The sequence below is a fragment of the Amycolatopsis sp. NPDC054798 genome (assembly GCF_053611505.1).
Genome location: NZ_JBSHAM010000002.1, coordinates 211,142 through 233,516, shown reverse-complemented (window position 1 = coordinate 233,516; position 22,375 = coordinate 211,142). Strand labels below are relative to the sequence as shown.

The window sequence follows — 22,375 nt, the reverse complement described above, 5'->3', positions numbered from 1 at the left end:
CCGAACCACTCAGAAGGAGGACCCGACATGCCTCGCATCCCGGTCAAACGAGCCGCTGACGGCGGTCCGGTGCTGAAGCTCTTCTACCGGATCGCCGGGAAGCGGTACGGCGCCGTGCCGGAGCCGATGGCGGTCGTGGCGCACCACCGCGGGCTGCTGCGGACCAGCATCGCGCACGAGCTGATGGCTGAGAAGGCGTCCAAGCACCTGCCCGCCAACGTGCGCGAACTCGCGGTGTACCGCGTCGCGACGCGGATCGGCTGCTCGTGGTGCGTCGACTTCGGCACCATGCTGCAGCGGCACGACGGACTCGACATCGACCGGCTCAAGCACATCGACGAGTACGCGACGTCGCCGTTGTTCACCCGCCAGGAGCGGCTGGCGCTCGCGCTCGCGGACGCGATGTCCGGCCCGTCGGTCACGGTCACCGACGAGCAGATCGCCGAGCTGGTGGCGGAATTCGGCGAGAAAGGCGTGGTCGAGCTGACGTATCAGATCGGCCTGGAGAACTCGCGGGCGCGGATGAACAGCGCGCTCGGCATCGTCGACCAGGGCTTCACCTCGGGCGACGCTTGCCGGGTGCCGATGCCCTGACCTACGGAAAGGTCCGTGAAGGACTCCTTGAGGGAATCTGATTCCCCCAAGGAGTCCTTCACGGACTACTGGCCGGGGCGCGTGATCCGGGCGAGCTTCTCGGGGTTGACCTGGTCGTAGACGCCGACGATGCGGCCGTCGCGCACGCTGAAGGTCTGCACGCGCTCGTCGAGGGCCAGGTAGCCGTCGACCGCGGGCAGCTGCGGCAGCCACAGGCCGAGGTCGCCGTTGACCAGCACCGGCCGTCCGTTCTCCATCGTGCCCGGCGCGTACTTCGCCAGGACCCCGAGCACGAACCGGGCGACCTTGTCCGGTCCGACGATCATCCGGCGGCTGGTGCGCGAGCGGCCGTTGGAATCGCCGATCATGACCACGTCCGGGTGCAGCAGTTCGGTGACCGCTCGGATGTCGCCCGCCAGCAGCGCGACCACGAACTTCTCCAGCACCGGCTGCTGCTGCGCGAGTTCGAGCCGGGCGGGCGGGTCGGAGTCCTCGACCGCGCGGCGGCCGCGGGAGGCGTGCTGGCGCGCGGCCGCCGCGCTGCAGCCGAGAACGCCGGCGATTTCCGCGAACGGCACCGAGAACGCGTCGTGCAGCACGAACGCCACCCGCTGCTCTGGCGTGAGCCGGTCGAGCACCACCATCGCGGCCATGCGCAGGCCGTCGTCGCGCACCGCGGCTTCGAGCGGGTCCTCGCTCGCCGGCGCGCCGAGCGGAGTGACGATCGGCTCGGGCAGCCATTCGCCCACGTACTTCTCGCGCTGCACGGCCGCCGACCGCAGCCGGTCGAGGCAGATCCGGCCGACCACGGCGGTCAGCCAGCCGCGCAGGTCGCGGATCCCGGCGCGGCCGGCGTCGTCGAGCCCGGACAGCCGCAGCCAGGCCTCTTGCGCCGCGTCCTCGGCGTCGGCGCGGGTGCCGGTGAGCCGGTAGGCCGCCGCGATCAGGTGCGGCCGGAGGGCGGCGAACTCGGCGGCGTAGCCGTCCAGCGCGGTCGGGGTGCTCATGTCCCGAGTGTGCCGCACGGCCGGGGAGGGGGGAGAACTATTGTGGTGTCGTGGCAGGACTGATTCGGGAGAGCGATATCGCGGAGGTGCGTGAGCGCAACCGGATCGACGAGGTCGTGGGGGAGTACGTCGCGCTGCGCCGTGCCGGCGGGGGCAGCCTGAAGGGCCTGTGCCCGTTCCACAACGAGAAGACCCCGTCGTTCAACGTGCGCCCCACTCACGGGACCTTCCACTGCTTCGGCTGTGGCGAGGGCGGCGACGTCATCAAGTTCATCCAGAAGATCGACCTCGTGTCGTTCGTGGAGGCGGTCGAGCGGCTCGCCGACCGGGTCGGGATCCGGCTGACCTACGAGGGCGGCGGCGCGTCGGTGCAGCGCGACCGGGGCACCCGGTCCCGGCTGATCGAGGCGCACCGTGCGGCGGCCGAGTTCTACATCGAGCAGCTGGGCACCGACGAGGCGCGGGCGGCGCGGGACTTCCTGACCGAGCGCGGTTTCGACGCCGCGGCGGCCAAGCAGTTCGGCTGCGGCTTCGCGCCCGGCGGCTGGGACAAGCTCACCAAGCACCTGCTCAACCGCGGGTTCGAGGTGAAGGAGCTGCTCGCGTCCGGATTGTCGAAGGAGGGCCAGCGCGGCCCGATGGACCGGTTCCACCGGCGGCTGGTCTGGCCGATCCGCGATGTCGGCAACGACGTGGTCGGCTTCGGCGCGCGGCGGCTGTTCGACGACGACCGGATCTCGGCGAAGTACCTCAACACCTCCGAAACGCAGATCTACAAGAAGTCGCAGGTCATGTTCGGCCTCGACCAGGCCAAGCGGGAGATCGCGAAACGGCATCAGGTCGTGGTGGTCGAGGGCTACACCGACGTGATGGCGATGCACGCGGCGGGCGTGCCGACGGCGGTCGCGTCCTCGGGCACCGCGTTCGGCGAGGACCACATGAAGGTCCTGCGGCGGCTGATGATGGACGACGACGCCTTCCGCGGCGAGGTGATCTTCACCTTCGACGGCGACGAAGCGGGGCAGAAGGCGGCGCTCAAGGCGTTCGAGGGCGACCAGACGTTCGCCGGGCAGACCTACATCGCGGTCGCGCCGGACGGGATGGACCCGTGCGAGCTGCGCATCGCGAAGGGCGACACCGCGGTGCGCGACCTGGTGGCCCGGCGCACGCCGCTGTTCGAGTTCGTGATCAAGAGCATGCTCAAGCAGTTCGATCTGGATTCGGTCGACGGCCAGGTCGCCGCGCTGCAGAAGACGGTGCCGATGGTCGCCGCGATCAAGGACCGCGCCAGCCGGGACGGCTACGCGTCGAAGCTCGCCTGGTGGGTCGGCTGGCAGGACGTCGCGCAGGTGGTCAACCGGGTGCGCGGCGCGGCCGGCGCGGCGGCCCGGCGCGGCCCGGCCGAACCCCAGCCCCGGCGGTTCGCGGCCCGCCAGGAAGCTCCCGCGCCCGAACCGGAAAAGCAGGACCTGCCGCGTCCCGCGCCGAACGACCCGAGGTTCGTCGGCCAGCGCGAAGCGCTCAAGGCCGCGCTCCAGCAGCCCGCGATCGCCGGTCCGGAGTACGACTCGCTGCCGGAAGAAGCGTTCACGCATCCGGTGTACGTCGCGGTGCACCTGGCCGTGCTGAAGGCGGGCGGGGCGGCGTCCGGGCTCACCGGGCCCGCGCTGCTGGACGCCGCGGCGGCGCACTGTCCGGAAGGGACGGTCCGCCGGGTGCTCAGCGAACTGGCGGTGGAACCGTTGCGCGCCTTGGGGGAAGTGGACTCGCGCTACATCTCCGGCGTGCTCGCGGGCGTGCAGGAGAACCTCGTCGGCAGGCAGATCGGCGAGATCAAGTCGAAGCTGCAGCGGCTGTCGCCGGTCGAGGCCCCGGACGACTACCGGGCGCTGTTCGGCGACCTGGTGGCGCTGGAGCAGTACCGGAAGTCGCTGCGCGAGCAGGCGGCGAGCGGGTGGGAGTGACGTGGGACTGCTGAACCGGTTCTTCGGCGGCGGAGTGCCCGCGGGGTTCCCCGGCGAACTGGCCGAGGGCGAGGACCCGGTCGCCGCGGCGGCGGTCGAATCCGGCGGGCACCTCCTCGTGACGTCGCTGGGCCTGTGGATCCCGTCCGGCGACGGCGCGCGGCGCGTCGGCTGGCACCTGGTGGGCAAGGCGACCTGGGGCGAGGGCGTGTTCACGCTGACCGAATCGGAGGAGACCGGGCGGGCGGGCGCGGTCGCGGTGCTGGCCGACCGCGAGCCGGTGCGGTTCCGGCTGCCGCAGCCGGGGAAGGTGCCGCAGCAGGTGCGCCTGCGCGTCGACGGTTCGGTGCGCGGAAGGCACCGGCACGAGTTCCCCGAGGGCGGCGCGTGGTTCGTCCAGCGGAAGGTCCCCGGCCGCGACGGCGTGGAACTGCAGGTGCGCCCCGATCCGGGCACCGACCCGGCGCTGGTCGAGGCGGTCGCGGCCGAGGTCGCGGAGAAGCTGGCCAAGCTCGCGGAGTAGCAGTACGCTCGTACTCAGTACGACTGTACTGTTTACTGGCGGGAGGCTGCTCGTGTGGGATCCGGCGAAGTACCTCGACTACTCCGACCTGCGCGGCCGGCCGTTTTATGACCTGATCGGGCGAATCTCGGCCGAGGCGCCCCGTCGGGTGGCCGACCTGGGCTGCGGCCCCGGCACGCTGACCCTCGACCTGGCGCTCCGCTGGCCCGACGCAGTCCTGGAGGCGATGGACAGCTCACCGGAGATGGTCGCCGCGGCCCGGGAACGCGGGGTGGCCGCCGAGGTCGGCGACGTCCGGACCTGGACGCCGAAACCGGACACCGACGTGGTCGTCTCGAACGCGGTCCTGCAGTGGGTGCCCGGGCACGAGGACCTGCTGCGCCGCTGGGCCGCGGAACTCCCCGCCGGGGCTGTGCTGGCGGTGCAGGTCCCCGGCAACTTCTCCGCCCCGTCGCACGCCATCAGCCGTCAGCTGGCAGCTTCGCCGGCGTGGGCTTCACGGTTGTCCTCGGTCTCTCTGCGCGCCGAAGACGCAGTCGGCGAACCCCGCGACTACGCGAACCTCCTCGCCGACGCCGGATGCCTGGTCGACGCCTGGGAAACCACGTACGTGCAACGGCTTTCCGGCCCGCGAGCCGTGCTGGAGTGGATCACCGGAACCGCACTGCGCCCCATCCGCGCGGCTCTCGGCGACGCTGATTGGGCCGAGTTCCAGGACGACCTGGCCCCGCTGCTGGACGAGGCCTACCCGCCGCGTCCGGACGGCACCACCTGGTTCGAGTTCCGGAGGATCTTCTTCGTCGCCCAGATCCCCGGTTGATGTCCCGCTGGAATACCGCCGTCGCCCGGCATCCTCCGCGCGGTGCCCGCCGGGTGCGCGACCGCGCTGGACGTCGGCCGCGGAGACGGCCTGCTGGCGCGGAAACTGGCTGAGATGGTGCCCGAGGTCACCGGCATCGACAAATCCGCGGAGATGGTCGCTCAGGCCCGTTGCCGCCTTGGCCGAGAGCGACTTTCTCGCGGCTGACCTCGGTACTTACGATCTGCTCCGTGGCCACCACCTGGATTTCGAGCCAGCTCTGATGCGGGGCCTGCTGCGCCCGTTGGTGGTCGTCGGCCTGGCCCGCAACGACGGTCGCGGCCGCGCCGATCGTGAAGACGCTGCGCCGCTCGCGCGTCCCGGAGGGCATGCCGAGGATGAGCTACCGGCCGCGCGGCGGTCGGTGCGCTACCGCAGGCACGTGCTGCGACGGTACTCGCTCACCTGGCAGAAACCGACCTGAGCTGGGCTTTCTCAGCGGTTCCCGCGCCCGAACCGCTCGCCCAGCTTCGCCCGCGCCACCCCGGCGGCGCCCTGGACCATCGGATGGTCGGCCAGCCTGCGGTAGGTGCGCACGATCTGCTCGTACCGTCCCCGGCCGGCCTTGGTGCCCAGCACGTACCCCAGGCCCACGCCCAGCAGGAACTTCTTCATCGGTGGTTACACCTCTCGTTGGCAGGACTTCCGACTGTCCATTGTCCAGCACAACCGGCTTCCGTGCGGGGCCGCCGAAAACCCACCCCCCCCCCTGTGCGGGGGCGTAAGGGCATGGGCTAAAGTTCTTTCCGTCAGCCCGGAGAGATCCGGACCGGCGGAGCACGATCCCCTGTAGCTCAACTGGCAGAGCATTCGGCTGTTAACCGGAGGGTTCTTGGTTCGAGTCCAAGCGGGGGAGCCCAAAGCCCAGGTCAATGACCTGGGCTTTTTTACTACCCGTAAGTAGGGGCGATTTAGTGCCGATTTTGCCGGTCGTCCACTGGCCCCGGCGGGGGCATCGCTGGAAGTTCGGCTATGCCACTGACGGTTCGCCGGCCGGGGACGATGCGCTTAGGTCTCATTCTCTGTGTAGCGAACCGCGCTCGAGCAGCGACTCCTGCGGCGTGGACACGATCATCGAATCATTCGTACTCGCGAGCCTGCGCCTGTCATGACGTGGGAGTATCTCGGGAGCGCCCCGAACCCCTGGGGCCAAGTCCCGGTCAGCGGCGGCGGGCAGAGTCTGGTGCCAAGGGTGCAGGCCTACATGGACCGTATCGCCTTGGTCGCGCAGTCGAGGACTGGCAAGTCGAAGCGGCACCACTATGTGCCGAAATCCTACTTACGGGCGTGGAGCTTCGACAAGCGGCGAGTGCGTGTGCTGAGCACGCTGGACGGGTCGGATCGGCCCTTGGGGCTTAGTGACGTTTGCGTCAAGGAGAACTTCTATCGAGTTGTCGACGATGCCGGCCAGCGGCACAACCAGGTCGAGGACATGCTTTCCGTGCTCGACGACGAGTGCGCGAAGCTTCTGCGCGTCCTGCGGGGTTGGGTGCCTGGCGACGACTTCGAGTTCGACGACTTCATGTCGCTTGCCGTCATGATGGCTGTGCAGAGGAACCGCACGCCTCAGACGCGCCGCCATATCCAGGAAATGTCCGAGTGGGCTCATCGGCGCCTCAAGCGGCCGGAGGAGGTGCTGACCAACGACTACCACGTCGACATGCTGTTCCGGAGCATGCATGAAGCGGCAGACCAGTTGTCGGTCCGGCAGCTTGAGGTCTGGGACGATCCCCGAGGTCGGTTCATCACCTCGGACCAGCCGGTGCTCTTGTCTTCTGGCGATCCTCAAACACCGCCGTCGACGATTGATTGCGAGTACATCTGGTGGCCGATCAGCCCGACGAGGTTGATCGCGCTGGGCCTGCAATGGGCAGGAGAGAAGGTTGTGCACCGTACGATCGGGCGAGGCGAAGTTGATCGCGTACGAACGGCTTTTGTGCGTCAAGCCGAGTCGGTCATTATCGCATTGCCAAACGATCGTGAATTGCCTGCGGGTAAACGGCTCAAGCGCAGACCGCAACTTCAGGTGGACTGTCAGACCGTGGACGAGCGTCAGCGCAAGTGCCGCATACGCTTCGGTTGGAGTTACGGGTCAGGTCTTCTTGACCACGTCTGTGATCCGGTTTGTGCTTTGGCGAAGACGTCCGAGCAGGAGTCTTCGAGCCCGAAACCGTATTTCGGCCCACGCCGGCCGAGATGAGTCAATTCTGGACTGGCCGCTGAATATGCAAATGATGGCGTTCGGGGTTGAGTCGCTGGGTGCCCAGAGCGGAGCCGCAGGTGCAGCGTCGTATCGGGACCCGCTGTGTCCTGGCTCGGCGCCAAGCGTGCGTACGGGTAGCGGACGCGGTGGTCTCCAGGGATGTCGCAGCCTTTGATCGAACGCGTCGGAATTTAAGGGTTGAATAAACGAAAAGTGAGTTCTTATTCCTGCCTCGTGGTCGAGCGGCCCCTGAAGAGCTGACGCGGGTCGGCTGTGTCGGGCCATATAATTGAATGATTCGATGAAGTGTGATCGCCGATTTATTCAGTGTGCCTAGCGGCCTCGGCGCTGCCTGCGCCTTCGAGGCCATGCTTCCCGGACGCCTCTGAGCTGCGAGAGCAGCACTGCTGACCCCCTCACTGCCAGAATGGGCTGGGCGCGCCCTTGACCTGCGGTTATCGAGAACCCGCAGGACGGACGCCGCAGTTGACCGCACCTGAGAGCGGTTCAACGCGGTTCGGCGTCATTGGAACCATGGCCCTGCTCCAGATCTGCTCCACGAAAATTCGCATGAATGCGCATTGCGCGTTCATGGCCACCCGCGTTGTCTCGCGGTGCGGACGTGTTGTCCAGAGCCTGGGCGACGAGGAAAATTTGGTGTTCGGTCGTCGGTCGAAGAGAGATCGAAGATGTCAACCTAAGTTCGAGCACGGGCACGTCGATGACGTGCTCCGCCGCGTGGTCCAGCCGATGGTTATCGCCGCACGCGGGGCAGACGCATCGGGCGGCATCGTCATCGTGATCGAGCTGGAACCCTCGCAACGCGGTGAAGACCCGAGGTTCGGCTGTCGTGTTCGTCGTGTTGGGACACCCGCACGCGCTGGGAAGACCCGCGCTGCCGGGGGCTGGCCGGGTTTATGCGGACACCCGCGCCCGCTGGGGGAGAACGGCCTCAGCCTGCCCGGCTGACTGGGCTTGCTGGGACTGCTCCCGCTTGCACGGGGAGAACGGCAGGCTGACGGAGATCACCGAAGTCCTCGACGGATCCCTGCCTGCTGGGGAGAACGCCGACGAGGTCCTGACCTCGGACTCGTCCCGGGGATCGCCCCTCGCTGGCGCAGGGAGAATCCGCAGCCGTTCGAATGCGTGATCGCCGCTAGCGGCCCATCCCCGCTCGTGCGGGGACAATGGAGGGCGCGAAGGGCGTAGTCTCGGCACAGCGGAACCACCCCCGCACGCGCGGGGACAACTCTTCCTGACCTGGGATTTTGCCACGCTGAGGTTGCTTTTTCGTTCACTTCTGTCTGAGGGCGTTGTTGAACGGGCTCAGGGCCGGTGCGGTGCTGCGATGGGAGCAGAAGGACGAGCGGCGTCGGATAGTGAAATGGCGTGTGCTCTATGTGCTGGCTGTCGGAGCTGTAAGCGTCCCGGTGGCAGGTGTCGTCGCCGAGTTCTACGTGATCCCGGCAAGCGGAGCCGACCCGGCGTTATCTGGTCGGAGTCCGCGCCGCCGGTGCGGGTGTAGCTGTAGCTGGTCTGCAACAGCTGGAACAACCGACCCGGGCACCGAGCCGGGAAGGCGGCATCCGGTTTCCTGATCGGTCGATTGCGAAAAGCAGCCGAACTGGTTGTTCCGGCAGCTTTACCTCACCTGAAGAGGTGACGGGTGTTCCGTGTACTTGCCTGATTCCCGGCATCTGGTGAGGCCGCTTTCTTGGCTCCCGTGGGGCCAGGAAGCCGGATGCCCTCTGCGGGGGCGACGCGGCGACGGGTGGAGCGTATGCTCGGCACTCCTCGGGAAACCTGCTGTTCGCCGCACGAGCGCCAACGCTGGCGGAATAGCATATTCGCGAATTCCTCGGCAAAATTTGGAATATTCACGCCAGTCCCTCGAATTTCGATCACCGTGGGTTATTTCACCGGCTACTCGTTGAAGTAGGGGCTGGCTGGCGCGTTCGTTGATTGCGGTTTTGCCTACGTGCGGATCGGTCTTCGCTGCTCCGACGGCGTCGAATGGCAGCCCCCTTTCCGCGACGACACGAGTTACGATGCACAGACAGATGCACGTGCATCTGTCTGTGCACCACCAGTGCACTGGTACCCAGGGGAGGATCGGCTGCGAGCGCGTAGTCGCCGCTTGCGCGGTCTCGTGCGAGCCGTGTTTGTGTCGCAGCCAGGAAAGGAGCATCAGGAGTTCACCGGCGCCGTTGGCGAGCGCCCGGCCGCAGTGCGGTCGTGGCCTGCGCCAGTGTCGGCGCGGCAGGCGGCACTGCGGGGGCGGGTGCGCCTGAACTGAACTCGTTCTGTCCGCGGACCCGTCGCGCCCGCCGTTGAGGAGACGCGGCTCCCTCTTGCGCAGGGAAGCCGCGCCGACGCTGCACCGACCCGTCCGGCCAACGACATCGACAAGGAGTGCAACATGACCATTCTAGGCGCCGGCTTCTTCGGCCGGCGGCGCCAGACGCGACCGCCCGCCTCCGGCGCGCCGGTCGCGGTCGACGCCGAGGCGCGTGCCGATCCGCACCCCGGGTCCGGCGGGCGCGGGGCCGGCTTCCCGGGACAGCGTCAGGTGCTTGTCGTGGCGGGGTCTCCGTCCTGCCGGAGGCACAGCGGGACCGAGTCCCACGCGTGGCGGACCTTGCTGGCCATGGTCATCGGAAGCTGGGGGTGGACCGTCCGCGCCAGCGTCCTGGTCTGCGTCGCCAGTCTCGTCCTGCTGGCGATCCTCGTCGTGGTCTTGCACGGCGTCGCCGAGAGCGTCGGCATGCTCGGCGGCAGTGCCGCCGCCTGGCTTTTGTTGTCGGCGCGGCGGCGCCGGTCCGGCAATCGCGGCGAGTAGGCCCCGGCATACCGGTCGCCTCGCGAACACCGGATGATGCTGGCGACGCCCGGCATCATCCGGTGTTTCTTCTCGGCGGCCGGGCCGAGCGGATCCGGCGTTGGCCGGGGAGTGGCTGACCGCGCGGGCGGCAGCCGACACTCGCGGGGCCGATGAACGAAAGACGCGAAACCCGCAGCATCGTTCCGCCGCGGTTGCACTTTCCTCGTTTTCGGTTGAACCGATGCGCGATGCGAAATCGGGAAATTCCCGCATCGGCAGACGGCTCGGCGCCGTCGCGGCCACACGGAGGGTTCGCCGCGGTCCTCTGGTGCGGCTGCCGGTTCGACCGGGCGACCGCATGCGCTCTGTCGCTGCGCGCGACGCGGAAACAGCTGATTCGGGTGCTTTGCCTGTCGCGGCCGGATGAGGCGGCAGCACTCGACCGATCGGGAGAAGGGGTCTCGACGGCATTCCTGTCGTACCATAGAGCGTCCCCCTTTCCCCCGATTGGACGGCACTGCCCTCGTGAAGCGGTTCGGCACGGATCCCCGGCGCGTGCAGCTGGGGGAGATGCTCCGCGGCGCGCGCCTCAAACTGGGAATGAACCAGGCGGAACTCGGGAAGATTCTCGGCTATTCCCAGTCGAACGTGAGCAAAGTGCAAAGCGGCAAACTCGGAATTCACCCGGACCAGCTCGAAAAGTGGATCGCCGCGCTGAAGGTGCCGGATGCGCAGGCGGCGGAAATGCGCCGCCTCAACGAGTCGTCCCCGGCGGAGCGCGACTGGAACCAGCAGCGGCTCGAGGCGACCCCGCGCTGGTTTCATCAGGTGATCGCCGCCGAACGATCGGCGATCGTCCTGCAACGGTGGACGGGGGAGCGCATCAGCGGGATGCTGCAGTGCGAAGGCTTCATGCTGGAGCAGTTCCAGGCATACGGGCGGACCGACGTCGACAACGCTGTCTACGACCGCCGCTCGCGCGCACGGATCCTGTCCGCTCACCCGGAACGCAGCTTTCAGTTCCTTCTCAGCGAAAGCGCCGTCGACCGTCTCACGGCCGCGCCGACGGTCAACCCCTTCGTCGCACTCGACCAGTTGCGGCACATGCTGCGCCTGGGCCAGGAGTTCCCCTGGGTCAAAATTCGTGTCGTGCCGCGCAACGGGCCGCTGACCGTCTGCTCGGATTTCACGATCATGCAATTCCCCAACCCGCGGGACAACTGCTCGTTCATCGAAGGAACCAGCGTCGTGTTCCGTTCACCCGCGGACTCCGAGAATTACCAGACCGACCTGCAGGCGTGGGGTTCGTTGTCCAGTGCTGCTTTGTCCGTAGAAGAAACTCGCGGTCTTCTCGAACGGGCCGAACGCGAGGTCGCGGACCGTACCCGGGCACCGGGTGCGATCCGCGACGACCCGCAGCTACCCTGAGGCTTTCGCGCCGTCGACCACGCGAGGAGAGGCCCGTGACCGGTTCGGACGAGGAAGCTTTCCCGCCACCGGGCATCGACCTCAGCCGCCCCAGCGTGGCACGAATCTACGACTACTACCTCGGCGGAGACGCCAACTGGGAAATCGACCGGCAGTTCGCCGAACCGATTCTGCGGCAGTACCCCATCCTGCGGCCCATCACCCACGCCAATCGCATGTTCCTCCACCGCGTCGTCCGCCACCTCGTCCGGCTCGGGATCCGCCAGTTCGTCGACCTCGGATCCGGTGTCCCCACCATGGGACACGCGCACGAAATCGCCGAGCAAGTCGCGCCGAACGAAGTAAAAGTCGCCTACGTCGATTACGAACCAGTCGCTGTCGCTCATTCCAACGGCCTGTTGCGCGACACCGGAGACCCGCGCCGCCACGTAGCCATCCACGCCGACATGCGCGATCCGCAGCGGCTCTGGTCGCGCATCGCGGACACCGGCGTCATCGACCTCGCCCAGCCCGTCGCGCTGATGCTGATCGCGGTCCTGCACGTCCGGCAACCCCCCGTATCCGACAGCGACAGCACTGACGACCTCGGGGCCAGCTTCGTCGCGGACTACCGCGACCTGCTCGTTCCCGGGTCGTACTTGGCTTTGTCGCACGCCACCGACGACGGCGTCCCGCCGCGCCAAGCCGCGATGATGGCAGACCTCAAACACCTCTACGACACCTTGTCGAGCCCGGTCATCTGGCGCGGCCGCCGCGAGTTCACCGAACTGTTCGGCGACTTCACCCTCCTCGAACCAGGCGTGACCTGGACTCCGGAATGGCATCCCGAAGAGGCCAGCGACGAGGATCAAACCCTCCGCCTCGCCTCCCCCAACGAGTCCGTCGCGTTCGCCGGCGTCGCCCGGAAGTAGACGACGATCGACGGCATGGGCATCGCTGGTCAGGAACGAATGCCTGGTTCGGACTCGTGTCCTCCGATCAGCCTGCCGGCGGGCGTCAGCCAGTCCTTTGCTCAGTCGACCGCGTTGGCTCGTTGAGTTCGTGGACCAGCTTGACGACCTGGTCCAGCGTCGGGTTAGCGATCACTTTCTCGCTGGCGCCGACGAAATCCGTGCCTGGGTCGCGCACCAGTTGGCGAGACACCGACGCGAGCATGGCCAGCAGCGAGATCGAGTCACCGCCGAGCAGGTTGAAGTCTCCCTGACGGATCACCTCGGCGATGCCGATCCCGAGAGTGTCGGCCCAGATTCGGGCGACCTGGGCCGCGATGTCGTCGAGCGGCTCGGTCTGGCACTCGGCGTCGTCCTTCGCCGGATAGGGGTCGGGCAATGCTTTGACGTCGATCTTGCCGTTGGCGATGCGGGGGAACTCCGGCAGCGTGAGCACGACCGACGGGACCAGGTGCCGTGGCAGCAGGGACGCGGTGTGCGCGATCAACTCCGCGGACGGCACTGGCCGGGACAGCACGACGTAGCCGCACAGCGTGGTTTGTTCGTGCCCGGTGTCCCGGGTGTGCGGCACGACCAGCGCCTGAATCACCGCGTCGTGCTTTTCCAGCGCGGCTGCCACTTCGGTGGGCTCGATCCGGTGGCCGAGGATCTTGATCTGGTCGTCGACGCGTCCCATGTGCTCCAGTTCGCCGCTGGGCAGCACCCGGGCCAGATCGCCGCTGCGGTAGGCGCGGGTTCCGTCGGCGAGTTGGACGAAGCGTTCGCTGTTCAGCTCCGGGCGATCGTGGTAGCCCCGGCACAGCTGCAAGCCCGCGAAGTACATCTCGCCGACCTCGCCTTCGGGCACCGCGACACCGTTGGGGTCGTGGAGGGTGATGGCGGTCCCCCGCACCGGACGGCCGATCGGCACCGAACGCGCGGGATCGTCCAGGTCGGGGTCATACCGATGCAACGTGCAGCCGCCGCTCATTTCGGTGAGACCGTCGGCGTTGAAGATCCGGCATTCCGGCCCGAAGATCTCCTGGGCCCGCGCTGCCACCGAACTGCGCAGGCGCTCGCCCCCGAACACCGCCAAGCGGATGCCGTCGGCCCGCACGTCGAGCCTGTCGATCAGTTCGAGGTGCGACGGTGTCAGCTTGAGGCAGTTCACTCCGCGCTCGCGCAGCAGCCGGCGCAGGGTCACGTGATTCGGTTCGCCGGTCGCCAGCTCGATCCGGCCACCGGCGAACAACGGCAGGAACACCGCGGTGTACGGCCCCACGTAGGCGAGGGAGCTGAACATGGCGAAGCGGCAGTCCGCGTCGATCCCGAGTGCCTCGATGGCCCAGCCCGCGTAGCCAGCCAGGTTGCGGTGCTCGAGTTCGACACCCTTCGGCTGGCCGGTCGAACCGGAGGTGTAGAACACCGCCGCGAGGTCTTCAGGTGCGACCGCGATGTCGACGGTCTCCTCGGTCGTGGTGGGCAGGTCCTCCAGCACGAGCGCCGCACAACCCTCCGGGACGGCGGGCCGGCCGGCGTGTGCCCGCTCCACCACGCACACCCGCGCCGCCGCGGTCGTGAGCAGAGCGGTCAGGCGCGCATCGGGGTGCTCGGTGTCCAACGGCAGGAACGCCGCACCGGCCCTGAGAATGCCGAAGATCGCCGCGATCGCGGCGATCGAACGACCGGCCATGACGCCGACGACGTCGCCCGTCCGGACGCCGCGCTGGCGCAGCTCGGCCGCCACCGCGGTCACCCGCAGGTCGAGTTCGGCGAACGTGACCTCGGAGTCGTCGGTGGCCAGTGCGATCGAGTCAGGGTGGGCGGCGACGGTCGCGCGGAACAGGCTGGTCAGTGTGCCGTGCTCGTATCGCGGGTCCGGCGTGCCACCGGACAGACGACTTTCCGAGGGCGACAAACTGTCGACGATGCTGTCCAGCAACTGCTCGCCCCGGGCGGTCAGCGCCGGATCGTCGTCCATGCTCAGCACGATCTCGGTGCGCCGGTCGGACTCGATGATGCTGATCGTCGGCGGCACCAACAGGCCGCGCCACGGCGCGGAGTACACGGTCCGCGCCTGAAAGTCCGCGGTGCTGAACTCGGCCAGCTCAACCTGGCCGAAATGGGTGATCGCGAAATGCCACGGTGCCTGACCGCGCCGGCCCAGCGTCGCGTCGGCCAGCAGGCCGGTCGCCCGGTGCAGTCCCAGGGGCAGGCGCATGATCGACGCGGCCGCCTTCGCCGTCGGCAAGCTGGCGAGTTCCTCGTTGCGGCTCAAGGCGAGCAGCACGCGCTGGTGGATCTGCTGCCAGGTCGCCGACGCACTGATCGGCAGGGTGAGCCCGCCGGACAGATTCGCGGTCAGCCTGGCCTCCGGCCGGTGGCGACGCAGGTCGACCGGGATCAGGCAGATCAGCTCGTCGGCGTCGTGCTGCCGGACCAGCGCTTCGGCGATCTTGGCGGTCAGCGCCGGATGGTTCCCGCTGACACTGCGCCGCAGGCGCACCCCCGTCCTCCGGCTTGCCGCCGCGCGACCTTGGAGGACCACATCGACGAAGCGGCGAGCGGGAGGTTCGGGCTCGACACCGGACTGCGCCAGCAGGTCGGCTTCGGTCAACGCGTCCACCGCGGGCCGGCCCTGCTCGCCACGCAGCGCCGCGAACACCTCGGCCACCCAGATGAGTGCGCCTCGACCGTCCATGAGGGCGTGATGCGTGCGGAACACTATCGTCGGCGCCGGACCGGTGAACAGCACGACCTCGGTCATGGGCCGTCCCCGGTCGCCCCGGAGCGGGCGGGCCAGCTCCGGCGAGTTGATCGGGTCCGGCACGCCTGCCGCGCGGCCCGCCACGACCCGAACTTCCGGAGCGATACCGGAGTCGACCCACCGGCGCCCGCGACGTACGAGGCGTGCGCCTGGACAGGCATCGCCCGCCGCCGCCACCGCGTGCCGGAGCCGTTCGACATCCAGGGAACCGGTGCCTTCGACGACGATCTGGATGGCCATCGAGTCCGGTGGACTGGCCAGCCGCATCCATTCCAACGGCGATATCGGCCTGGTGAACACCTCGCTGACGGCCACGAGACGCTCCTTCCCTGGTGATCGTTTCGATGATGGATTCGTTGAGCTGCCGGGCGTGCCTGTCCAGGCAGAAGTGCCCACCGGGGCAGACGGTCATGGCGAAGTGCCCGGACGTGTGCTCGCGCCAGGTGCGGGCTTCGTCGAGCGAACACAGGGGATCGAGATCACCGACATGCACGTGGATCGGCGTTGCCAGGGCGGGGTGCGCCAAGGGTGATCATGGTGGCGATGCGGGTCTGGCTCGCGGCTGTGACCTGGTCCTCGATACCGCTGGTGAGGTTGAGCCGAATATTGTTGACGCGGCGAAATTCGGCCTCCGCTTCGCGCGGAATACCAAGCGCGACAGAGACGATGCGCAGCGGTAACGGGTTCGCGAACGCCTCGACGAGATTCGCCGGATTTCCGCCGGATTCCAGCAGGTCCCATTGCTGGTCGGCCAGGACGCCGATCATCGGCCGCAACTTGTTGATCTGCCCAGCGGGGAAATAGGGCCGTAGGAGACGTCGGATCTCCGCGTGGACAGGTCGTCGCCCAGAACTGTGGTGACATTCTCGAACCGGGTGATCAGCCACGCGTCGGGTGGCAGATCCTGATCTCTCATGGGAATCCTTCGCGTCCGCACGGTATCCCTCCGGCTCATGCCGAACGGCCGTGGCAGGATGTCACCGCGAGCACGATGCCACCAAGTGCACGTGTACGACTGCTGGAAATGAAAAGTTGAACGCGGCAATCGGGCTCGACCGTGATTCGCGCATTCACTTACGCTCCAGGGTCAAGATTCCCGTCAGGAAGACCTCTTGAATCCGCCGTTCGCAACGGTTTGGGCAGTCGGGCTCGGCACGGTCGGTTCGGCGATCGCGGCCATGTTCGCTGAACACGGCTGTCGCGTGGCCGGTTATCGAGAAGGATATTGCCACCTTTTCGGACAAATAGAACAGCGTCGTGCGGCACATTCGCGACTGCGACAGCTGGCCTGTCCGTGACCGAAGTTTGGGAGCGTCGCCGAGCGAGCGGTATTCGCCCGGAGCGAGGAACGGCTTGACAGCGTGCGGGATCCCATGCTCGTCGTCTTCGACGAAGAAGATCTCGTGGTGCGGCACCGTTGCGAACGTCAGCGTGCCGCCCGGCAGCCAGCGAACACCCCCAGTTGACTGGAGTATCGCCGTGAGACGACTTAGGAACGCGCAGGCTGAACAAGATCGACTACGGCACCTTTCGGGCCCGTCACTGTCCGTGGCGGGCCGCGTGCGGGCTCGTCAGAAAGCGGTCCAGTTCCAGGGCCGGCTCACGTTCCCGCGCAGGCACGCGATCCGGTGCAGGGCTTCCCGCTGGGCTTCGGGGGTGGTGGTTTTGCCGGGGACGAACGCGGTCCAGCGCAGTTCCTCGGCGTCGGCGAGTGTGCGGAACAGCGGTGTGGCGGTGATGTCTGGTCCGCCCTAGGCGGTGACGAACGAGCGGTAGCCGGTGTCGGTGATGCGGGCGAAGCCGGCGTGGTCGGCGGTCAGGGGGACGAGGTCCCATGCCGGGTGGCCGAGTGACGGTGTGCTGCGTGCGGGCATCCTGCCCTCCATCGTCGTCAACGAGCAGAGACTCTCTGCCTGCGGCGGCGACGCCGGATCGGGCAAACACAGCTCAAGCATCTTCTAGAGATCCGCTCGGCAGGCCTGGTGTCCCTAGCTCCGTATTGCCCAGAGCGAGCGGCCCCCACCGGCCTGCGCCCGCGGTCGTCTCGCGCTGCTGGACGGGCGGACCTGATGCCAGGCGGTGCGGGCTTGCCGGAGCCGGCCGCTTGCCGCCGGCCCTGCACCAGCCGTTGGCGCGTGCTCCGGCGATCCGGTCGGTGAGCGTTCAGTCGCCCGGTACGGTCAACCGCGTCTCATAGGCGGCGATCACCGCCTGTGCGCGATCGCGCAGGCCGAGTTTGGTGAGCACCTTGCTGACGTGCGTTTTCACGGTGTGTTCGCTGACCACCATCGCGTCGGCGATCTCCGCGTTGGACAGCCCGCGGGCGATCAGCGCGAGAGTTTCCCGTTCCCGCGCGGTGAGTGCGGCGAGCCGTTCCTCGACCGGGGCGGGCTTGGCCAGGGTGCGCGCGGTGAACTCGCTGATCAGCTTCCTGGTGACGGACGGCGCCAGCAGCGCGTCGCCCCCGGCGACCACCCGCACCGCGTTCACCAGGTCGTCCCGGCGCACGTCCTTCAGCAGGAACCCGCTCGCTCCCGCCCGCAGGGCCTGGTAGACGTAGTCGTCGAAATCGAATGTGGTGAGCATCAGCACCCTGCACCCGGTTTCCGCGCAGACGATCTTCGCGGCTTCGAGCCCGTCGACATTCGGCATCTGGATGTCCAGCAGCAGCACATCCGGCCGGTGCTCGCGGACCGCCGCGATCGCCTCGGCCCCGTCGCTCGCCTCGGCCACCACGGTCAGGTCCGGTTGCGCGTCCAGGATCATCGCGAACCCCGCCCTGACCAGTTCCTGGTCGTCGGCCAGCACGATCCGCACGGTCATCTCATCCCTCCGGTCGTGAATGGCAGGGCGACGAAGACCCGGAACCCCGGCGAGTCCTCGCGGGGCCCGATGTCGGCCGTGCCGCCGCAAGCGGCAGCGCGTTCCCGGATGCCGATCAGCCCGTGGCCGCCGGACACCGGGGACGGCACGAAATCGCCACCGTCGTCGGTGATCTCGATCGTCAACGCGTCGGCCCGCCACGTGAGCCTGACTTCTGCCTTCGCCGTGGCCGCGTGCTTGACCGTGTTGGTGAGAGCTTCCTGGACGATGCGGTAAGCGGCGACCTCGGCGTCCTGCGGGAGCGACCGGGCTTCGCCGTCCTCGGCGTAGCGGACGGTCAGGCCCGCACCGGACACCTGCGCGGCGAGCGCGGGAAGGTCCGCCATCGTCGGCTGCGGCGCTCTCGCGTCGTCGGTTTCTTTGAGCACACTGAGCATCCGGCGCAACTGGGTCATCGCGTCCCGGCCGGCGGAGGCGATGGTGTCGAACACCCGCTCGGCTTTCGCCGGGTCGCTGCGCACCACCACCGGGCCCGCCTCGGCTTGCACCACCATCAGACTGACCGCGTGCGAAAGGATGTCGTGCATGTCCCTGGCGATCCGGGCCCGTTCCCGCTCCGCGGCCCGCTCGGCCTCCAGCCGCCGCTCCTGTTCCAGCCGGACCGCCCGCTCCTCGAGCGCCGCCGCGTAGGCACGGGACACGCCGGACGCCCGGCCGATCGCGTAGGCGCTGACGAACAGCACCGCGGTGCGCAGCGCGGTTTCCGAGGAACCGGCCAGCAGAAGGCCGCCGCCGACGGTGAAAACCAGCATCGCCAGCCCCAGCCGCCGGGAGGTGTGCGCGGCGACCGAGTACATCGCGACCAGTCCCGCGTACCAGATCGGTTGCGCGGGAACATCACCTGCCGCGTCATAGCAGGCGGTCGCGATCAAGCTGGCCACCAGCGCGACGACCGGGGCCCGGCGGCGGAACAGCAGCGGCGCGGCCGAAGCGAACACCACCAGGTAGCCCCATCCGTCCCACGGCGTGCCCAGCACATTGGCCCTGGAAAAGAACGGCCAGAGCTGCACCACCAGAACCAGGACGGTGAGCGCCGCGTCCACCCCGGACGGGGGCAGGGCACGCACCAAGACCCGTAATCGGGCGACGACCGGCGGTTCGGACACGGAGTTCATCTTGCCTTCTCGCTTGGCCGGCCGACGGGACCGGGCGGTGCCGGTTGTCTTTTCGCGTCACACCAGGGCGGGGGCCGGCTTGGCGCCGGGCCGCCCGGCGGGCAGCGTCCTGGCGATCGAGACGAACGACACCAGGAGCAGCACCGAGCCGAGCGGGATCAGGTCCTTGTCGACGAAGGGCATGGCCATGTCGACGAAAACCAGCGCGGGCGTCCAAATCTTGACCTTGCGGCCGACCGCGAGCTGGATCACCAGCGCGAGCTGACCGAGGTAGAAAAGGTACGGGCCGGCGTCGTAGGCGAACAGCGTCAGTCCCGGGAAGTTGCGGAGTTGCGCGGTCAGCATGCTCATTTCCGCGTGATCCGCGGCCTGGAAACCGGAGATCAGATCGATCGCGAACTGCATGGCCAGCGCGACCGCGCCGGTGATCGCGGCGACCGTGGCGACACTGGCCAGCCGGGTCCGCCCGGCCAGACGCCGCATCCGCAGGAACACCGGAACGAACATGGCCAGTGCGCCGAGGAAAGCGAGGTGCCCGGCAGTCCAGGCCGGACCGGGACCCCTGCTCCCGTCCAGACCGTCCAGGATGCGGACGATCCCGTATGTGAGGACAAGCAGCGGCGCGGCGATGAAGGGGAGACGAGGGTTCATTGGCAGAGGCTCCTTGCTGTGCTTTTCTGTCGCCTCTGATCTTGGCTGTCCCCACCGCCGAGCAAATCACCGTCACGACCGATCTTCGCCCTCACTCTCAAGGACTACTTTCAGCGCTGCCGCGGTGCCGCAGCCAGGCGATCGGCATTCCTTGCCCCGTACTTCAAACTAGGCAAGGCGGCCCGCGTTCGGGTGCAACACCGCCGAAGACGGGGAGTTGTAGTGCGTGGTCAAGGCCGGCCAGGCTGGGCGGTAGCGGCACGAAAGGCTCGTGGCTCCGGGCCGAACGGTGGATAGCCGCGTTGGCGGTCGGCTGGGTTCGGGCTGCCAGACCCATATCAGTCGTGTGTCAGTCTGACCGGCTTCGTCGACTCCGGCGAGAGTCCACGCTCGAAGATCGCCACTTGCCGGGCGGACGCGGCGTTGGCGCTGAGGTCGACGTACCTGCTCGGAGTCTTGTTGGTAGTCCAGGCATCGGGCGGTCCGCGAGAACCAGTGCCTCCGGCGGCAACGAAAATCTGGCCTGTGGTGCGAGGAATGCGGTTGCCTGTGGTCAGATGATCGTGGTGGTCTGATGCTGTGATCGAAATCGGGTGGGAGCGGCCGCTGCACCAGCGCGGCGTTGCCTCGGGTCTTGCGGTGACGAACGGTCATGTCATCGTTCACGAGCGCGGCACCAGGCTGGTGAGTCTTGACCCGGAAGATGGTTCTGTGCGGTGGGATGTTCCCGTCGGCACGTGGCCGCGCGGGGTTGTCATCGCCGGTGATCGGTGTTTGGTGATCCCGCAGGACGACCCTCGACTGTCCTGTTTGGATCTCGCGACCGGACGGCAAATCTGGTCCGCTGACGTTCCCGCTGTCCCCGGGCATCTGGTCGTTTCAGCGAACGTGGTGCTCGTCGGCGGCTGGCGCGGATACACGCCGCTGCGCGCGTTCGATCTCGCGACGGGGCAGCTTCGCTGGGAAACCGAGCGTCGAATCCACACCGTGCTGCCCGTGCCCGCCGGAGACGGTTTCCTGATCGGTGAACCGGGAGACACCCGGGTTCGCTTGATCGATCGGCACGACGGCTGGGAGCTGTCCGCGTGGCAGTTGCCGCAGCCGCTCGCGGACAACGACGCCGGAGCCAGCGTCTCAGAGGTCGGGCCCGGCCGTTTCCTGCTGCGCTGCGGCCCGCGCGCACTGGCTGAGATCGTCCTGTCAGCCGACACCGTCCGCGAGTTCGTCCGGGCCGAGACCGACCTTGCGGCCGTAGCACCGGAATTTGCCGGAGGATTGCTGTGGTTGCCCGAGGTCCGTGGCGGCTACACCGTGGTGGATCCCGCGGTGGGACGCCTGCGGTGGCGTGTCGATGTCGGGCAGCGACTGGTCGGCCAGGTCGCCCCGGCAGCCGACGGCTTCCTGGTCGCCAGCGCCTCCGGGTCGCTGTTTCACCTGAATTCCGACGGCCGAATCACCAAGCGCACCAGCGTGGCACGGCGAATCTGGGCACTGCGCGGAGCCGCGACTGACCAGGTGTTCGCTGTAACCAAGGGTGCCCTGCTCGCCATCACGATCGGGAGCAGCGTGTGCTTGGAATAGGTGCGCTTGACCCGTAGCGGGGCAAGGTCTTCTGCCCGCTCTTGCGGAGTGTGCGGTGGTTGGCACGCGACCACACCGCTCCCGAGCACAGCGGCCCCTGACGCCCACGAGCGACCCGTGCCCGACCGGGCCCTGGAATCGTGCGCGGCGGGTGCGAGCAGGTTGTGGCCGCGTGAGGGAACCAGAGGCGTGATGGAGCGGCGGACCGGTTCGTCGTGCGGAGATCCCGTTTCAGGACGTCGATCGTGGGGTGGCACGGCGCAGAGCCGGTAGCCGTCGCGCCGGATACGGGTCATGGTCGCCGCGGTCATGGAGATCTTCGTGGCTGACGAGGGTCGATGCGCGTTGTCGCGAACCGAGATCAGGTGCCGACTTGTGCCGGATGGGCGCGACGACCGTGCTGTCGGTGCTCGGGGAGCTGTGCTCGTGGTACCGCGACGTGATCCACGGTTTCTGGGGTGAAGTCCCGCTCGGTGCTGCTGTTTACAGGCTTCCGGAATAAACGGCAGCAGCCTGGGCGAAGTCTGCGAGTGTGGTTGCTCATTCGCTTGGCAGGGCGGCGCGACGCGCGATCACCTCCGCGGTTCCCCCTGTCGCGTCGAGGAGGTGGGCCAAGACTTGGCGGGCTGCTTCGGCGGCGTCCTTGCCCGCCGATTTCGTCAGCCGCTCGTTCAGTTGCTGTCGTATCCGCCGGCTGTCGTCGACGAGCTGCCAGCCGTGGTCGGTGAGCTGGGCGCGTCGCACTCGACTGTCGGCGGGATCCGGCACCCTCGCGACGTAGCCGAGACGCTCCAGTTCGAGAAGGTGCTTCGAGGCCGCTTGCTGGGTGATGCCGAGAAGACCGGCGAGTTCGGAGACTGTGGGCGCCCGGTCGATCAGGTGCTGGACAACGTACCCATGGGAGTTGCGCACGCCGGGGTGGCCCGCCTTGTGCAGTTCCGCCAGGATCGCCCTGTTCGCGGAAGCGCCCGCCAGCCAGGCGAGGGTGGCGAGGTCGAGGTCGGCCGGGTCCAGTGGAGTCACGGTGCCACCATGCAATTGACAACCCAG

22 protein-coding genes and 1 tRNA gene are annotated in these 22,375 nt (G+C 68.0%); 13 read left to right on the top strand and 10 right to left on the bottom strand.

Annotated elements, in window-relative coordinates; translation table 11 throughout:
- The first annotated feature begins 27 nt into the window (after positions 1-27).
- Positions 28-594, top strand: a complete 567-nt coding sequence (locus ACWGIC_RS02630; RefSeq protein WP_452074135.1) for a carboxymuconolactone decarboxylase family protein — start codon at positions 28-30, stop codon at positions 592-594.
- 65 nt (positions 595-659) lie between these two features.
- Here ACWGIC_RS02630 and sigJ read toward each other — a convergent pair whose 3' ends face one another.
- The gene (gene sigJ / locus ACWGIC_RS02625) at positions 660-1,601 is read right to left on the bottom strand and encodes an RNA polymerase sigma factor SigJ (protein WP_452074134.1); all 942 of its coding nucleotides are present in this window, start codon (positions 1,599-1,601) and stop codon (positions 660-662) included.
- Between the two features lie 50 nt (positions 1,602-1,651).
- On the opposite strand from sigJ, the gene dnaG reads away from it, so the two are divergent.
- The 5 genes from dnaG to ACWGIC_RS02600 are packed head-to-tail and all read left to right on the top strand — an operon-like array spanning position 1,652 to position 5,371.
- On the top strand, positions 1,652-3,565 hold the full coding sequence (dnaG, locus tag ACWGIC_RS02620) for a DNA primase (RefSeq protein WP_452074133.1): 1,914 nt from the start codon (positions 1,652-1,654) through the stop codon (positions 3,563-3,565).
- Between the two features lies 1 nt (position 3,566).
- The gene (locus ACWGIC_RS02615) at positions 3,567-4,088 is read left to right on the top strand and encodes a hypothetical protein (RefSeq protein ID WP_452074132.1); all 522 of its coding nucleotides are present in this window, start codon (positions 3,567-3,569) and stop codon (positions 4,086-4,088) included.
- Positions 4,089-4,140: 52 nt separating this feature from the next.
- Positions 4,141-4,908, top strand: a complete 768-nt coding sequence (locus ACWGIC_RS02610) for a trans-aconitate 2-methyltransferase (RefSeq protein WP_452074131.1) — start codon at positions 4,141-4,143, stop codon at positions 4,906-4,908.
- Positions 4,909-4,950: 42 nt separating this feature from the next.
- Positions 4,951-5,115, top strand: coding sequence for a class I SAM-dependent methyltransferase (locus tag ACWGIC_RS02605; protein WP_452074130.1), 165 nt, complete (start codon positions 4,951-4,953; stop codon positions 5,113-5,115).
- On the top strand, positions 5,087-5,371 hold the full coding sequence (locus ACWGIC_RS02600) for a hypothetical protein (protein WP_452074129.1): 285 nt from the start codon (positions 5,087-5,089) through the stop codon (positions 5,369-5,371). The genes ACWGIC_RS02605 and ACWGIC_RS02600 overlap by 29 nt, the downstream gene beginning before the upstream one ends.
- 11 nt (positions 5,372-5,382) lie before the next feature.
- Here the strand turns inward: ACWGIC_RS02600 and ACWGIC_RS02595 are convergent, their stop codons facing one another.
- Entirely contained in the window at positions 5,383-5,562 is a 180-nt protein-coding gene (locus ACWGIC_RS02595) for a hypothetical protein (RefSeq protein WP_452074128.1), read from the bottom strand.
- A gap of 168 nt (positions 5,563-5,730) precedes the next feature.
- Between ACWGIC_RS02595 and ACWGIC_RS02590 the strand changes: the two genes are divergently transcribed.
- The 6 genes from ACWGIC_RS02590 (at position 5,731) to ACWGIC_RS02565 (ending at position 12,310) form a co-directional block, all read left to right on the top strand.
- A tRNA-Asn gene (locus ACWGIC_RS02590) sits at positions 5,731-5,803 on the top strand.
- 348 nt (positions 5,804-6,151) lie between these two features.
- Entirely contained in the window at positions 6,152-7,147 is a 996-nt protein-coding gene (locus tag ACWGIC_RS02585) for a DUF4238 domain-containing protein (protein WP_452074127.1), read from the top strand.
- A 489-nt stretch (positions 7,148-7,636) separates the two neighbouring features.
- Positions 7,637-8,119: a hypothetical protein gene (locus ACWGIC_RS02580; RefSeq protein ID WP_452074126.1), complete on the top strand. Its 483-nt coding sequence runs from the start codon at positions 7,637-7,639 to the stop codon at positions 8,117-8,119.
- A gap of 1,450 nt (positions 8,120-9,569) precedes the next feature.
- Complete coding sequence (locus tag ACWGIC_RS02575; RefSeq protein WP_452074125.1) at positions 9,570-9,989, top strand: hypothetical protein; 420 nt, start codon at positions 9,570-9,572, stop codon at positions 9,987-9,989.
- Positions 9,990-10,496: 507 nt separating this feature from the next.
- Positions 10,497-11,399, top strand: coding sequence for a helix-turn-helix domain-containing protein (locus tag ACWGIC_RS02570; RefSeq protein ID WP_452074124.1), 903 nt, complete (start codon positions 10,497-10,499; stop codon positions 11,397-11,399).
- 35 nt (positions 11,400-11,434) lie between these two features.
- Positions 11,435-12,310 carry an SAM-dependent methyltransferase gene (locus tag ACWGIC_RS02565; RefSeq protein WP_452074123.1) on the top strand — a complete coding sequence of 292 codons (876 nt, stop codon included), beginning with the start codon at positions 11,435-11,437 and terminating at the stop codon, positions 12,308-12,310.
- Positions 12,311-12,395: 85 nt separating this feature from the next.
- Here the strand turns inward: ACWGIC_RS02565 and ACWGIC_RS02560 are convergent, their stop codons facing one another.
- The 7 genes from ACWGIC_RS02560 to ACWGIC_RS02530 all read right to left on the bottom strand — a co-directional run bounded on the left by ACWGIC_RS02560 (position 12,396) and on the right by ACWGIC_RS02530 (position 19,744).
- Positions 12,396-15,410, bottom strand: a complete 3,015-nt coding sequence (locus tag ACWGIC_RS02560; RefSeq protein WP_452074122.1) for an amino acid adenylation domain-containing protein — start codon at positions 15,408-15,410, stop codon at positions 12,396-12,398.
- Between the two features lie 164 nt (positions 15,411-15,574).
- Positions 15,575-15,862, bottom strand: coding sequence for a hypothetical protein (locus ACWGIC_RS02555; RefSeq protein WP_452074121.1), 288 nt, complete (start codon positions 15,860-15,862; stop codon positions 15,575-15,577).
- 303 nt (positions 15,863-16,165) lie between these two features.
- Entirely contained in the window at positions 16,166-16,510 is a 345-nt protein-coding gene (locus ACWGIC_RS02550) for a hypothetical protein (RefSeq protein ID WP_452074120.1), read from the bottom strand.
- Between the two features lie 336 nt (positions 16,511-16,846).
- Positions 16,847-16,969, bottom strand: a complete 123-nt coding sequence (locus ACWGIC_RS02545; RefSeq protein ID WP_452074119.1) for a hypothetical protein — start codon at positions 16,967-16,969, stop codon at positions 16,847-16,849.
- 289 nt (positions 16,970-17,258) lie between these two features.
- The gene (locus tag ACWGIC_RS02540; protein WP_452074118.1) at positions 17,259-17,918 is read right to left on the bottom strand and encodes a response regulator; all 660 of its coding nucleotides are present in this window, start codon (positions 17,916-17,918) and stop codon (positions 17,259-17,261) included.
- Positions 17,915-19,093 (bottom strand): sensor histidine kinase, encoded by a 1,179-nt coding sequence (locus ACWGIC_RS02535; protein ID WP_452074117.1) that lies wholly within the window; start codon positions 19,091-19,093, stop codon positions 17,915-17,917. Before ACWGIC_RS02535 ends, ACWGIC_RS02540 begins: the two co-directional genes overlap by 4 nt.
- A 57-nt stretch (positions 19,094-19,150) precedes the next feature.
- Positions 19,151-19,744: a hypothetical protein gene (locus tag ACWGIC_RS02530; RefSeq protein ID WP_452074116.1), complete on the bottom strand. Its 594-nt coding sequence runs from the start codon at positions 19,742-19,744 to the stop codon at positions 19,151-19,153.
- Positions 19,745-20,323: 579 nt separating this feature from the next.
- On the opposite strand from ACWGIC_RS02530, the gene ACWGIC_RS02525 reads away from it, so the two are divergent.
- Positions 20,324-21,325: an outer membrane protein assembly factor BamB family protein gene (locus ACWGIC_RS02525; RefSeq protein WP_452074115.1), complete on the top strand. Its 1,002-nt coding sequence runs from the start codon at positions 20,324-20,326 to the stop codon at positions 21,323-21,325.
- 540 nt (positions 21,326-21,865) lie between these two features.
- On the opposite strand, the gene ACWGIC_RS02520 is transcribed toward ACWGIC_RS02525, so the two are convergent.
- Entirely contained in the window at positions 21,866-22,348 is a 483-nt protein-coding gene (locus ACWGIC_RS02520) for a MarR family winged helix-turn-helix transcriptional regulator (RefSeq protein ID WP_452074114.1), read from the bottom strand.
- Positions 22,349-22,375: the final 27 nt, after the last annotated feature.